We start from the raw sequence: 13,742 nt of genomic DNA, 5'->3' as shown, positions 1-13,742 counted from the left end.
GCATCGCGGTGATGGCCGTCACACCCCTGAAACAGGGGGTCAGGGGTGGCAGCCCTTATTTCGTCTGCGTGTCGCCGACGCCGGTTTCGGACGGGGCGATCTCGCCATTGTCGTCCATGGCGTTGGCCTTTTCCTCGCCCATCTCCTCGACGGCGTCGGCCTTGTTTTCCATTGCGTCCTTGGCCGGGCCTTCGGGCATGGCGTCCGCCTGTTCGTCGATGGCTTCGGCCTGGGCTTCGGCCTGATCCTCGACCTTGTCGGCTTCCGGGCTCTGGCAGGCGCCGAGCGCGAGGGCCGAGGTCGCGGCGAGGGTTATGAACATCTTGCGCATAATTGAGTGACTCCCAAAGTTGACTCTGGGCTTAACGCCGGGTGAACGGGAGGGTTGCAATAAAATTGTCAATTGTCGGAAATCGTACGTCTTTCTGTCGCCTTCGAGGCGAGACGGCGGTCCTGCGCGGGACAAAAAGAGGGCGCCGGAAGGCGCCCTCTTCATCGCGGTTCGGCCCCGCGGATCAAAAACGTTGCTGACGCTCGTAAAGATCGCGGTAGTGCTGGATGCGCGTGACGCGCAGCCCCGGCATGCCGCTGCGGTCGATCGACCGTTGCCAGCCGGCGAACTCCTCGAGCGTCAGCCCATAGCGTTCGCACGCCTCGTCGACGGTCAGAAGGCCGCCATTGACCGCGGCGACGACCTCTGCCTTCCGGCGCACGACCCAGCGGGTCGTGGTCGGCGGCGGCAGCGAGTCCAGCGTCAGCGGTTCGCCCAGGGGGCCGATGACCTGTGCGGGCCGGATTTTCTGATTCTCGATCATGCTCATTCCATATTCTCGACATCGGATGGGGGTGTGTCCGACGCTTTTCGATCTAGTCCGGAGGGATTCAACATCGGCTGAAATCCTCTGGTAAACAGGCCGTTCATAGTTTCCGGCAAGCCGTTCCCATCGTCCGACAGGTCGAGAAAACGAACGACGCGGATCCTGTTATGTTTCAGCGCCATCCGGCTTCCGCAGAAAATCCCCCTGAGCGCGTCAAGTCGCTCGACATGCCCGCGGTGCTGCGCCCGCGCGCTCAGCGTGCGCACCGTTGGCAGCGCTGCCTGCCGTGCGGCGGACACGGCCAGAATGATGTCGAAGGCGGGCTTCGACACTCTGGCCGCACCGGCGACGTGCGGAAAATCGGACCGATCGAGGTTCATGCGACTCGTCTAGCGCCGAGGGGCTAAAGTCCCGTAAATGGCTGTTTCAGCACCTGTTAGCGAAGCTTAACCTCCGTCAATATCTTGACAGGTGTGGCGGAAAAGCTGGCATTTTTCGCTCTGCGTCCCTAGATGGCGCCGACCATGATCGCGACCTTGTCCTCTCCCGTCGGGCTTGCCCAGGCCGACTTCCAGCTCGCCGGACCGATGAAGGACCGGCGAATCGTCGTCGCGATGTCGGGTGGCGTCGACTCGAGCGTTGTCGCGGCACTCGCCGCACGGTCGGGGGCCGAAGTAATCGGCGTGACGCTCCAGCTCTACGATCACGGCGCCAAGGCGAAGCGCGTCGGCGCCTGCTGTGCGGGGCAGGATATTCGCGACGCGCGGGCGGTCGCCGACCGGCTCGGCTTCGTGCATCACGTCCACGACCATGAAAGCCGCTTTCGCGACACGGTGATCGACCAGTTCGCCGACGAATATCTCGCCGGCCGGACGCCGATCCCGTGCGTGCGCTGCAACATGGGGGTGAAGTTCACCGACCTGTTCCAGCTCGCAAGGGAACTCGGCGCCGACTGCCTTGCGACCGGCCATTATGTAAGGCGCGTGATGGGGCCCGATGGCGCGGAAATGCACCGCGCTGTCGATCCGGCACGGGACCAGAGCTATTTCCTCTTCGCGACGACGCAGGAGCAGCTCGATTTCCTTCGTTTTCCGCTGGGCGGGCTGGAGAAGAATGTCGTGCGCGAGATCGCACGCGACCTGGGCCTCGGCGTTGCGGGCAAGCCCGACAGCCAGGACATCTGTTTCGTCCCCGACGGCGATTATGCTTCGCTCGTTCGCAAGCTGCGCCCCGAAGCCGAGGATCAGGGTGACATCGTCCATGTCGACGGCACCGTGCTCGGCGCGCACAAGGGCCTTATTCATTACACCGTCGGCCAGCGGCGCGGGATCGACATCGGCGGGCAGGCCGAACCGCTCTATGTCGTGCGCCTCAATGCCGCGACGAAGCAGGTGATCGTCGGTCCGCGGCGCGCGCTGGCCGTGTCGGGCGCGCGACTCGGCGACGCAAACTGGCTCGCGGACGTCGAAGGCCGCGATGTGTTGGCGAAAGTGCGCAGCATGGCAAAACCCGTTCCTGCGCGCGTGACGGCCAACCGGCTGCGCTTTCTGAGCCCCGAATATGGTGTCGCGCCGGGTCAGGCAGCGGTGCTTTATGACGCCGCCGACAAGTCTCGCGTCCTCGGCGGCGGATGGATCGAAGAAACATTCACCGCGGAATAGATTGCGTTTTCTCTGCCGATGCCGCATTTTCTTGGAGAAATCGGGGAGAAACTCATGACCAACTGGGTCTTGCGCGGAGCCGTGCTGCTGTGGACGGCCTTCTTTGCCATCGTCGGGGCCCGAGGGCTCTTCGACCCCGCCAGCTATGGCGAAACCTTCGGCATATTGGTCGAGGGTGTCGCGACGAACACCATCCGCGCCGACCTGTCCGCCTTTTTCCTGGTCGCTGCGGGAAGCGCCGGCATCGGCGCGCTGGTACCCGGATGGACGCGCGCCCTGCTGGTACCCGCCGCACTATATGGAACGGCGCTTGTGGGTCGACTTTGGGGCGTCGTGAACGGCGACATGGTCAATACCGGAATCGTGCAGGCGATGATCATCGAGGCGCTGACCGTGCTGCTGATGGTGGGCAGCTGGTGGATGTTGTCGCGGCCACCCGCGCCGGCCGTGCCGCCCTCGGAAACCGAAAGCCCCTGACGCGCGGCGTCATCGGCGGTCGCGCCGGGCAGGAGTGTCAGCGGCAGTCCGGTTGTCGACGGCCCTTTACGCCAGCCACTCGATCCACGCGCCGTGCGCGTGGGCATGGCCCAGCTTGCGGGGGACGTCGCCGCCCGGCCAGTAGCGCACGACCAGTTCGTGATGGTGGACGGTCCGGTTCGCTTCGAGCGCGATCCATGCGACGGGGCGGTCGGCGGTGGCGCGGGCGCCCGCGACTTCCATGGCGGCGGTGACGCGCGCCTGCTGCTCGGCGGGGACATATTGCCAGACGATCGAGTGCATCAGCACGCGCGTCGTTCCCGCCGCCTGTGGCCGTGCCAGCTCGGCCTCGACGAAATCGGCGGCGTTGGCGCGGATGAGACAGGGCTTTTCCACATACGCGGCGGCGATCGCCGCTTCCATGCGCGCGAAGCGGACGTCATGTTCGGGCCAGATATAGGCTTTGAGGCGGAGCGCCTGCGCCGGGTCGGTGAGATCGACCGGCGCAACGTCGCAGCCCCTGAGCCCGGCAATGGCGATTGCGTGCATGGGCGGATGGTTGCCGCGCCAATCGGGGGTGAAGGCCATCGCGCCGGGCTGCGGCCCGACATGCACGCCGCCGAGGTCATAATGATAACGGTCGATCATCAGATTGATGCCCGCGCTCGATCCGATTTCAAGGCAGTCGAAATGCGCTGGCAACCCCTGTTCGGCGAGCCACAGCATCGCCGCGATGAAGTTTGACGAGCGCCCCGCCTCGTTGGTCTGCGGCGGGCCGTCGAGCCAGGGGAGCAGCGCGGCTTCATGCCGTGCAACCACACCTGCGACGATCGCGGCGTCGTTGATGTCCTCGGCGTCGGCATAAATGGGGGCGAGTTCATGCGCAGCCTCCGACAGGTGCAGCGCGTGAAAGCCCCCCGCGGCGCGAAGCGGCAGCGCGTCGGCGAGCGGCGCGCCCGGCCAGTTGGCGATGCGGCGCGCAAAATTGCTCGCGGGGTCGTCCAGCAGGCTGGCGATCGCGGCGACGATACGCGCGGTGATGGGGGCATCGTTGGCGCGGCAATAGGCCACTTGATTTGCGAAGGCAGCGCGCACAGCGCCTTTCCCGGTGGCGCCGATTCCGGCGGGCTGGATACGCTCGCTCATTGCCCTTTTTCCCTTCGCCGCCTATGTGCGCGACGCTTATGCCCGAACCGATCATCTTTGCCATCCCCAAGGGACGCATCCTCGACGAGGCGCTGCCGCTGCTCGCGCGCGTCGGGATCGAGCCGGCGGCGGATTTCTTTGACAAGAAGAGCCGCGCGCTGGTGTTCGGGACGAACCAGTCGCACATCTCGCTGATCCGCGTCCGCGCCTTCGACGTCGCGACCTTTGTGGCGCATGGTGCAGCGCAGCTCGGCATCGTCGGGTCGGACGTCGTCGACGAGTTCGATTACAGCGAGTTGTATGCGCCGGTCGATCTGGGCATCGGCCATTGCCGCCTGTCGCTCGCGGGGCCGGAGGGCGGCGCGCCGCCGGGGCTGGGCGAAAGCCATATCCGCGTCGCGACCAAATATCCCGCGACGACGCGGCGATGGTTCGCGGCGCAGGGCATCCAGGCCGAGTGCATCAAGCTGAATGGGGCGATGGAGATTGCCCCGAAGCTGGGGCTCGCCTCGCACATCGTCGATCTGGTATCGACGGGGCGCACGCTGGTCGAAAATGCGCTCGCCGAACAAAAGATAATCAGCGAGGTATCGGCGCGGCTGATCGTCAATCGCGCTGCGTTCAAACTCAATTCGGCCGAAGTGCCTGCGCTCGTCGAGCGCTTCCGTCAGGCGGTGGGCGATGCGGCGGCTTGACGCCTCGGCGCCCGGCTTTGCGGCTCAGTTCGACGCGCTGGTCAATGACCGGCGCGAGAGTGCGTCCGACGTGTCGGCGGATGTCGCGGCGATCATCGCGCGCGTCAAGGCCGAGGGCGACGCGGCGCTTGCCGACTATACCGCAAAGTTCGACCGCTTCGACCTCGATGCGCGCGGGTGGAGCATCGCGAAGAAGGATTGCGCGACGGCCTATCAGGCGCTGGCGCCCGACCTGCGCGACGCGCTGAACCTCGCTGCCGACCGCATCGGTGCCTATCATGCGGCGCAATTGCCCGAGGATCGCGACTATCGCGATGCGACGGGCGCGCGGCTGGGTGCGCGCTGGAACGCGGTCGATGCCGCGGGGGTCTATGTCCCCGGCGGACGCGCCGCCTATCCCTCGTCGGTGCTCATGAACATCCTGCCCGCGAAGGTCGCGGGGGTGGGGCGCATCGTGATGGTAACGCCGACGCCCGACGGCCAGGTCAATCCGGTCGTGATGGCTGCGGCGCATATCGGCGGCGTCGATGAAATCTGGCGCGTCGGCGGCGCGCAGGCGATCGCCGCGCTGGCCCATGGGACCGATCGGATCGCACCGGTCGATGTCGTCACCGGCCCCGGCAATGCGTGGGTCGCCGAGGCGAAGCGCCAGCTGTATGGCGTCGTCGGCATCGACATGGTAGCGGGGCCGAGCGAGATCGTCATCGTTGCCGACAACAAGAATGCGCCGCACGTCATCGCCGCCGACCTTTTGAGCCAGGCCGAGCATGATCCGACGAGCCAGTCGATCCTGTTCACCGACGACGGCGATTTCGCCGATGCCGTCGCAGCCGCGGTCGCAGACGTCATCCCGACGCTCGCCACCGCGGCGACGATGCTGGCGAGCTGGACCGACAATGGCGTTGTGATCGTCGTGCCGACGCTCGCCGATGCGATCCCGCTCTGCGACCGGCTGGCGCCCGAACATCTCGAACTCGCGGTCGATCCGGCCGAGGCCGATGCGCTCTTCGCCAGGGTGCGCCACGCCGGATCGGTCTTCCTCGGTCGCCAGACACCCGAGGCGATCGGCGATTATGTCGCGGGACCGAACCACGTCCTTCCCACCGGGCGCCGCGCGCGCTTTTCGAGCGGATTGTCGGTTACCGACTTCATGAAGCGCACCAGCTTCCTTGCGCTCGACGAGGCGAGCCTTGCGGCCATCGGTCCCGCGGCCGTCGCGCTCGCGGGCGCCGAGGGGCTTCCCGCCCATGCGCTCAGCGTGCAGAATCGTCTGAAGTAGAAATGTCATGAACAAACGCGCCCAGTCCCGTTCCGCCGCCCGCCTTGCCGCCGTGCAGGCGCTCTATCAGCACGAGATGGAGGCGACGCCGGTAGCTCAGTTGATCCACGAGTTTCACCAGCACCGCATCGGCGCGATCATCGAGGACGCCGAATATGCCGACGCCGACGTCCCCTTCTTCGACGACATCGTGAAGGGCGTGCTCGCGCGCGCCGACGAGATCGACGCGGCGATCACTGCGCGGCTGGCGAGCGGCTGGACGATGGAGCGGCTCGACCGGACCATGAAGGCGATCCTGCGCGCGGGCACCTATGAGCTTATCGCGCGCGGCGACGTGCCGGTCGGCGCGGTGGTCAGCGAATATGTCGATGTCGCGAAGGCGTTTTTCGACGGCCGCGAAGCGGGGTTCGCCAACGGCCTGCTCGACGCGATCGGCAAGGATGTGCGGAAGAAATAGTTGAAATCCTCCCTGTCGCGCAGCGATGGGGAGGGGGACCGCCGCCGCGGGCGGTGGTGGAGGGGCGGCAACGTCGGCGCCAAAGCCCCTCCGTCAGCGCTTCGCGCTGCCACCTCCCCATCGCTGCGCGACAGGGAGGATCGGTATCTTTTATATGGTATGGCTATCCCCTACGCTTCCGCGATGACCGAAGCCGATTTCATCGCCCGCCTGCGCGCCATCGCGACCGATCCCGCCGCGCGCGGGCTCGCCGACGATGCTGCGGTGTGGGAAGGGCTGGTGCTCACCCACGACATGATCGTCGAGGGCGTTCATTTCCTGCCCGACGACCGGCCGCAGGATGTTGCGTGGAAACTTGTTGCGGTGAACCTGTCCGACCTGGCGGCGAAGGGGGCGGCGCCGGTCGGCGTGCTCGTCGGGTACAGCCTTGGCGACGCGGCGTGGGACGCGGGCTTTGTCGAGGGGCTCGATGGAGCGCTGCGCCGCTTCGGGGTCGCCCTGCTCGGCGGCGACACGGTGCGCGCGCCCACGGGAACACCGCGCAGCTTCGGCCTCACCGCCATCGGTCGGGCGCCCGAAGGCGGCGCGCCGACGCGCGGCGGCGCGCGGCCGGGCGACCAGATCTGGGTGACGGGGACGATCGGCAATGCCGGTCTGGGCCTCGCGATGCGGCTGGGGCAGGTCGAGCCGAACGAGACCTGCCTTGCCGCCTATTGCCGGCCGCAGCCGCAGCTGACCTTTGGGCAGGCAGTGGCGCCGCATGTTCATGCGATGATGGACCTATCCGACGGACTGTTGATCGACGCACAGCGCATGGCGGCGGCGAGCGGGTGCGAACTGGGCATCATGATGGATGCGATCCCCCTGTCGGCGGCGCTGCTGGCGGTGCGGCCCGATGTGCTCGACACGCGGCTCGCCGCAGCGACCGCGGGTGACGATTATCAGCTCTTGTTCGCGGCCGTCCCCGCCGCGGCCGATGCGATCCGCGAAATTGCGGCCGGGCTGAATGTTGCCGTGACCGCAATCGGCCATGCGGGGGTGGGCGAGGGGATCGTGCTGACACACCATGCAAAGCGTGTTGCGGTGCCCGATCGACCCGGATTCATGCACTGACGACCGGAGCCCGTCCGAATCGTCATCCCGCCTTTCGCCGCGATGACGTTCTGAGGCGAGGTTACGCAAATGGGCCGAATAACCGGGCTTGCCCTTGGCTTGCTTTCTTCCCATAACCCGCCGGTCTAATTTGGGGCGGTCGCATCAGGGGAGAGAGCGAACCGGCAACAATAGTCGGACGTGCTCGACTGCTATCTTCTGCGTCGCCCTTCTCATGGGGAAGGAAGCAACACGCATGAATCCGGTTTTGATCGCGATAGCGTGCGGCCTGTTGGCCGTACTCTATGGATTCATTACCTCGCGGCAGGTGCTCAGCGCCTCCGCCGGTAATGAGAAGATGCAGGAAATCGCTGGCGCCATCCAGGAAGGCGCCAAGGCGTATCTGGGCCGCCAGTATCGCACCATCGCCGTCGTCGGCGTTGTTGTCGCCGTGCTTGTCGGGGTCTTCCTCGGCCCGATTTCGGCGACGGGTTTCGTCATCGGCGCCGTGCTGTCGGGTGTGGCCGGCTATATCGGCATGAACATTTCGGTCCGCGCGAACGTGCGCACCGCGGCGGCAGCGCAGACGGGGCTGCAGGCGGGCCTGACCATGGCGTTTCGCGCCGGCGCGATCACCGGAATGCTGGTGGCGGGTCTCGCGCTGCTCGCGATCTCGGTCTTCTTCTGGTATCTCACGGGCCCAGGCGGCTTTTCCGTCGGCGGCGATGACCGCACCGTGGTCGATGCGCTCGTCGCGCTGGCGTTCGGCGCGTCGCTCATCTCGATCTTCGCGCGTCTTGGCGGCGGCATCTTCACCAAGGCCGCCGACGTCGGCGCCGACCTCGTCGGCAAGGTGGAGGCCGGGATCCCCGAGGACGATCCGCGCAACCCCGCGGTGATCGCCGACAATGTCGGCGACAATGTCGGCGACTGCGCCGGCATGGCCGCGGACCTTTTCGAAACCTATGTCGTCACCGTCGGCGCCACGATGGTGCTGATCGCACTGCTGCTGAAGGGCGCGGGCGACATGCTGCTCCCGCTGATGACGCTGCCGCTGCTGATGGGCGGCGTGTGCATCATCACCTCGATCATCGGCACCTATTTCGTGCGTCTCGGCAGCGGGACCAATGTGATGGGCGCGATGTACAAGGGCTTCCTCGTCACCGCGATCCTGTCGATCCCGGCGATCTGGTTCGCGACCCAATATGCGCTCGGCGACATGAATGCGGAGATTGCGGGCACCGGCTTCAACGGCCGCGCGCTCTTCTATTGTTCGCTGCTTGGCCTGGTCATCACCGGGCTGATCATCTGGATCACCGAATATTATACCGGCACCAATTACCGCCCGGTGCGCAGCATCGCCAAGGCGTCGGAAACGGGCCACGGCACCAATGTGATTCAGGGCCTTGCCGTCAGCCTGGAATCGACCGCGCTGCCGACGCTCGTCATCTGCGTCGGCATCATTGTCGCCTATCAGGTCGCGGGTATCATCGGCATCGCCTTTGGCGCCACCGCGATGCTCGCGCTCGCGGGCATGGTCGTCGCGCTCGACGCCTATGGTCCCGTCACCGACAATGCCGGCGGCATTGCCGAGATGGCGGGGCTCGATGACAGCGTGCGCGAGAAGACCGACCTGCTCGATGCCGTGGGCAACACGACCAAGGCGGTGACCAAAGGCTATGCCATCGGTTCGGCGGGTCTGGCGGCGCTGGTGCTGTTCGGCACCTACACCGCCGACATTACCGAATATTCGGCGGAACTCGGCCTCGATGCGCCGCTGACCTTCTCGCTGTCGTCGCCCTATGTCATCGTCGGGCTGCTGCTCGGTGCGCTCCTGCCCTATCTCTTCGGGGCGATGGGCATGACCGCGGTGGGCCGCGCGGCGGGTGACGTGGTCAAGGATGTTCGCGACCAGTTCGCGAACAACAAGGGCATCATGGATGGCACCAGTCGCCCCGATTATGCCCGCACGGTCGACCTGGTGACCAAGGCGGCGATCAAGGAAATGATCGTTCCGTCGCTGCTGCCGGTGCTTGCGCCGATCGTCGTCTATTTCGTCATCCTGTGGGTCGCGGGTCCGGCCGCTGCGCTCGAAGCGCTCGGCGCGCTGCTGCTCGGCGTGATCGTCGGGGGGCTGTTCGTTGCCATATCGATGACCTCGGGCGGTGGCGCGTGGGACAATGCCAAGAAATATATCGAGGACGGCAACCACGGCGGCAAGGGCAGCGAAGCCCACAAGGCGGCCGTCACCGGCGATACCGTTGGCGATCCGTACAAGGATACCGCGGGCCCGGCAGTGAACCCGATGATCAAGATCACCAATATCGTGGCGATCCTGCTCCTCGCGGCGCTGGCACACGGCGCGGCATAAGTCGCACCGCGCCTGTCGGGCAATGAAAGGCCCCGCCGGAGCGATCCGGCGGGGCCTTTTGTGTATGGCGCGGGTTTGCAGATTGCTTGTGCGCCGACGCCGTTCTAACCGTTGCAGCGGGTTATCCAGCGGAGGATGGCGAGTGAGCGAAGGCAGCGCGGCGAGCGAAATCTATATCGGCCTCGGCGGCGGCGGGGCGCCCGAGGGGCCGCGGCAGTCGCTGGTGCTGAAGCGCGCGAACCGGCACGGGCTGATCGCCGGCGCAACGGGGACCGGCAAGACGGTGACGTTGCAGGGGTTGGCCGAAGGCTTTTCGGCAGTGGGTGTGCCGGTCTTCGTCGCCGACGTGAAAGGCGACCTTGCCGGCATGGCGATGGCGGGAAGCCCGACCGCCAGGGTTCACGAGCCCTTTTCGAAGCGTGCCGCCGAAATCGGTGACACCGACTGGGCCTATCGCGACAATCCCGTGATCTTCTGGGACCTGTTCGGCGAACAGGGGCATCCGGTGCGCACGACGATCTCCGAAATGGGGCCGCTGCTGCTTGCGCGGCTGATGGGGCTCAACGAGACGCAGGAAGGGGTGCTCGCGATTGCGTTTAGGGTAGCTGACGAGCAGAATATGTTGCTGCTCGACCTGGGCGATTTGCAGGCGATGCTCGTCTGGTGCGCCGAAAATGCCGATGAGCTGACAGCGAAATATGGCAATGTCACCAAGGCGAGCGTCGGGGCGATCCAGCGGCAGCTGCTGACGCTCGAAAGCCAGGGCGGCGATCATTTCTTCGGCGAACCCGCGCTCGACATTCAGGACATGATCCGTACCGACGAGAATGGCCGCGGCTATGTGAACATCCTTGCCGCCGACAGGCTGATGGCGAGCCCCAAGCTCTATGCGACCTTTCTCCTCTGGCTGCTGAGCGAGATGTTCGAGACGCTGCCCGAGGTCGGCGATCCCGACAAGCCGAAGCTGGTTTTCTTCTTCGACGAGGCGCATCTGCTGTTCGACGATGCCCCGCCCGCGCTCACCGACAAGATTGAACAGGTCGTGCGCCTGATCCGCTCGAAAGGGGTCGGCGTCTATTTCGTCACGCAAAACCCGATCGACATTCCCGAGGCGGTCGCGGGTCAGCTGGGCAATCGCGTCCAGCACGCGCTGCGCGCCTTTACCCCGCGTGATCAGAAGGCGGTGAAGGCCGCCGCGGACACCTTTCGCCCCAATCCGAAGATCGATGTGGCGCGTGAGATCACCGAGCTGCGCGTTGGCGAGGCGCTGGTGTCGCTGCTGATGCCCGATGGCGCCCCGTCGCCGGTCGAGCGCACATTGATCAAGCCGCCTTGCTCGCGCGCGGGGCCGCTCGATGCCAAGGAACGCGCGATCATCCGGTCGATCTCGCCGGTCGAGGGCAAATATGACACGGCGGTCGACCGCGAAAGCGCCGAGGAACTGCTCGCCGTCAAGGCCGAGCAGGCGCAGGCGGCCGCGATCGAGGCGAAGGCGCAGGAGGAGGCCGACAAGGCGGCCGCGATCGCGGCGAAGGAAGAGGCGAAGCGCAAGGCGGCCGAGGAGCGCGAGCGCATCCGGCTGGAAAAAGCGGCGGCACGCGAGGCAGCGAAACCGAGCATGGCCGAAAAGATGGTGCAGTCGGCGGCGCGTTCGGCGGCGACGAGTCTCGGGCGCCAGGTTGCGGGCCGACTGGGCGGTCAGCTGATGCGCGGGATTTTGGGAAGCCTGTTCAAATAGGCCGTCGACTCCGCGACCGATTCGCGGCAGTTTTGGTTGCATGACAAAACCTATATTGCCCGGAGAGGTCGCCGCCGCGGTCGTCAATCCCGCCGCCTATGGGGCGTGGAAGCCGCTTCATGAACAGCTTGCCTGGGCGCGGGCGAACATGCCGCTGGCGGTTGCGGAGAATCCGAACCACGATCCTTTCTGGCTCGTCACGCGCCATGCCGACGTCATGGCGATCAGCCGCGATCCGCAACGCTTTGCCAACGGCATCCGGCCGACGGTGCTGACCGACCGCGCGGGGGAGGCGCTGGCGCGCGCGGCGACGCCGGGGGGCGATGGCCATCTGGTTCGCTCGCTCGTCCAGATGGATGCGCCCGATCATATGAAATACCGACTGCTGACGCAGAGCTGGTTCATGCCCAGGAATCTGAAGACGATCGAGGACCGGATTCGGCAGATCGCGCGCGACACCGTTGAGCACATGCTGGAGGCAGGGGGATCATGCGATTTCGCGCGCGATGTGGCGGCGCATTATCCGCTGCGCGTCATCATGGATATATTGGGCGTGCCGCCCGAGGACGAACCGCGGATGCTGATGCTGACGCAGCAATTGTTCGGACCGACCGATCCCGAACTCAACCGCAGCCGTGAAGCAATCACCAGTTCCGAACAGGCGATCGCGATGCTGCATTATGTCATCGCGGACTTCGAGGCGTATTTCGGGGCGCTGACCGCCGACCGCCGCGCCAACCCGCGCGAGGATATTGCGACGGTGATCGCCAATGCCATGGTCGATGGCGAGCAGATTCCCGACCGCGAACTCGCCGGCTATTATATGATCATCGCGACCGCGGGCCACGACACGACGAGCGCGTCCACCGCCGGGGCGATCATGGAACTGGCCCGCAATCCCACGCTGTTTCAGCGGTTTCGCGATGCGGAGAGCGACAAGGCGGGGCTGATCGAGGAAGCGATCCGCTGGACGACGCCGGTGCAGCATTTCATGCGCAGTGCCCGGCAAGATGTCGAAATGGGCGGGCAGACGATCCGCGAAGGCGACTGGCTGATGCTGAATTATGTTTCCGCAAACCGCGACGAGGGGGTCTTTGTCGATCCGTTCATGTTCGATCCTGACCGCGCGAAGAACCCGCAGATCGCCTTTGGTTTCGGCGCGCATGTCTGCCTGGGGCAGCATCTGGCGCGGCTGGAGATGCGGATTTTGATGGAGGAGTTACTGCCGCGGCTGACCAGCCTGGAGCTGGCGGGCGAGCCCGCGCGCGTCGAATCGGTGTTCGTCGGCGGGCTGAAGCGGCTGCCGATCCGGTTTGAAGCGGCGTAGCGCCGGTTCTGGATACTGGTCGGACGGGTTCCGTCCGCTAGAGGCCGTTCGCATCGAGCGAAGTCGAGATGCCCCTCAGAACTGCTCCAGCCTGAGGGGTGTCTCGACTTCGCTCGACACAAACGGAGAGGGGGTGCGGTCTGACATCACGCCCACGCTAAACCCCGCTCACGGAATCCGCTTGGACGGATAGGGGGTACCGTCCTTGTGGAAATAGCCGTCGGGCGTGAAGATCATGTCGATGTCCGAATAGCCGCCGCCGGTATCATATTTCTTGCCGCCGCCGAGCGCAACGAAGACGCAGTCGGTATCGGATTCATTGATGAGATGATGGCCGTTGGTACTGCCCTTGGGCCACACGGCGATGTCGCCCGCGCGCATGATGTGCCGGCCGTCGTCCTCGACCAGCACCGCCTCGCCCGAAATCATCACCAGCATCTCATCCTCGCCGTCGTGCCAGTGGCGTTGCGAAGACCAGGCGCCGGGCTTGAGCACGACATGGCTAGCGGCGAAGTCGCTGAGGCCGGTGGGCGGCGCGAGGCGGCGGTACCAGCGGCCCTGCACAGGAGCGTCATAGGGAGCGGGATAGCCGGTGAGGTTGGTCTGCGGGATGGCGTCGAGGTCTAGTTTGGGCATGATGCAGTCCTGCTTTCTGTTCTTCCTTTGTTTCGCACAATCGGC

14 protein-coding genes are annotated in these 13,742 nt (G+C 65.7%); 9 read left to right on the top strand and 5 right to left on the bottom strand.

Annotated elements, in window-relative coordinates; all coding sequences use genetic code 11:
• Window positions 1-55: 55 nt before the first annotated feature.
• The 3 genes from SALA_RS10350 to SALA_RS10340 form a co-directional block, all read right to left on the bottom strand.
• Complete coding sequence (locus SALA_RS10350; protein WP_011542320.1) at window positions 56-331, bottom strand: hypothetical protein; 276 nt, start codon at window positions 329-331, stop codon at window positions 56-58.
• 184 nt (window positions 332-515) lie between these two features.
• A complete protein-coding gene (locus SALA_RS10345; RefSeq protein ID WP_041383255.1) occupies window positions 516-815 on the bottom strand; it encodes a DUF1153 domain-containing protein in 300 nt (99 codons plus the stop codon).
• A 2-nt stretch (window positions 816-817) separates the two neighbouring features.
• A complete protein-coding gene (locus SALA_RS10340; RefSeq protein WP_041383254.1) occupies window positions 818-1,198 on the bottom strand; it encodes a hypothetical protein in 381 nt (126 codons plus the stop codon).
• 132 nt (window positions 1,199-1,330) lie between these two features.
• Here SALA_RS10340 and mnmA point away from each other — a divergent pair, with 132 nt between their 5' ends.
• On the top strand, window positions 1,331-2,479 hold the full coding sequence (gene mnmA, locus SALA_RS10335) for a tRNA 2-thiouridine(34) synthase MnmA (protein ID WP_011542317.1): 1,149 nt from the start codon (window positions 1,331-1,333) through the stop codon (window positions 2,477-2,479).
• A gap of 54 nt (window positions 2,480-2,533) precedes the next feature.
• Window positions 2,534-2,956 carry a hypothetical protein gene (locus SALA_RS10330; protein ID WP_011542316.1) on the top strand — a complete coding sequence of 141 codons (423 nt, stop codon included), beginning with the start codon at window positions 2,534-2,536 and terminating at the stop codon, window positions 2,954-2,956.
• A 66-nt stretch (window positions 2,957-3,022) separates the two neighbouring features.
• Here the strand turns inward: SALA_RS10330 and SALA_RS10325 are convergent, their stop codons facing one another.
• The gene (locus SALA_RS10325) at window positions 3,023-4,102 is read right to left on the bottom strand and encodes a DUF2332 domain-containing protein (RefSeq protein ID WP_011542315.1); all 1,080 of its coding nucleotides are present in this window, start codon (window positions 4,100-4,102) and stop codon (window positions 3,023-3,025) included.
• A 38-nt stretch (window positions 4,103-4,140) separates the two neighbouring features.
• On the opposite strand from SALA_RS10325, the gene hisG reads away from it, so the two are divergent.
• The 7 genes from hisG (at window position 4,141) to SALA_RS10290 (ending at window position 13,061) form a co-directional block, all read left to right on the top strand.
• A complete protein-coding gene (hisG, locus tag SALA_RS10320; protein ID WP_041384030.1) occupies window positions 4,141-4,797 on the top strand; it encodes an ATP phosphoribosyltransferase in 657 nt (218 codons plus the stop codon).
• On the top strand, window positions 4,784-6,076 hold the full coding sequence (gene hisD / locus SALA_RS10315; RefSeq protein WP_011542313.1) for a histidinol dehydrogenase: 1,293 nt from the start codon (window positions 4,784-4,786) through the stop codon (window positions 6,074-6,076). Before hisG ends, hisD begins: the two co-directional genes overlap by 14 nt.
• 7 nt (window positions 6,077-6,083) lie before the next feature.
• Entirely contained in the window at window positions 6,084-6,533 is a 450-nt protein-coding gene (nusB, locus tag SALA_RS10310; RefSeq protein WP_011542312.1) for a transcription antitermination factor NusB, read from the top strand.
• A gap of 183 nt (window positions 6,534-6,716) precedes the next feature.
• Window positions 6,717-7,646 (top strand): thiamine-phosphate kinase, encoded by a 930-nt coding sequence (gene thiL, locus SALA_RS10305; protein ID WP_041383253.1) that lies wholly within the window; start codon window positions 6,717-6,719, stop codon window positions 7,644-7,646.
• A gap of 235 nt (window positions 7,647-7,881) precedes the next feature.
• Window positions 7,882-9,996 (top strand): sodium-translocating pyrophosphatase, encoded by a 2,115-nt coding sequence (locus SALA_RS10300; protein ID WP_011542310.1) that lies wholly within the window; start codon window positions 7,882-7,884, stop codon window positions 9,994-9,996.
• A 142-nt stretch (window positions 9,997-10,138) separates the two neighbouring features.
• Window positions 10,139-11,734 (top strand): helicase HerA-like domain-containing protein, encoded by a 1,596-nt coding sequence (locus SALA_RS10295; RefSeq protein WP_407635749.1) that lies wholly within the window; start codon window positions 10,139-10,141, stop codon window positions 11,732-11,734.
• Window positions 11,735-11,774: 40 nt separating this feature from the next.
• Window positions 11,775-13,061: a cytochrome P450 gene (locus SALA_RS10290; RefSeq protein WP_011542308.1), complete on the top strand. Its 1,287-nt coding sequence runs from the start codon at window positions 11,775-11,777 to the stop codon at window positions 13,059-13,061.
• Window positions 13,062-13,229: 168 nt separating this feature from the next.
• Here SALA_RS10290 and SALA_RS10285 read toward each other — a convergent pair whose 3' ends face one another.
• Window positions 13,230-13,697 carry a cupin domain-containing protein gene (locus SALA_RS10285; RefSeq protein ID WP_011542307.1) on the bottom strand — a complete coding sequence of 156 codons (468 nt, stop codon included), beginning with the start codon at window positions 13,695-13,697 and terminating at the stop codon, window positions 13,230-13,232.
• Between the last annotated feature and the right edge of the window lie 45 nt (window positions 13,698-13,742).

The organism is Sphingopyxis alaskensis RB2256 (assembly GCF_000013985.1).
GTDB classification, from domain to species: Bacteria; Pseudomonadota; Alphaproteobacteria; order Sphingomonadales; family Sphingomonadaceae; genus Sphingopyxis; species Sphingopyxis alaskensis.
This window is presented reverse-complemented; position numbering and strand designations above follow the sequence as displayed.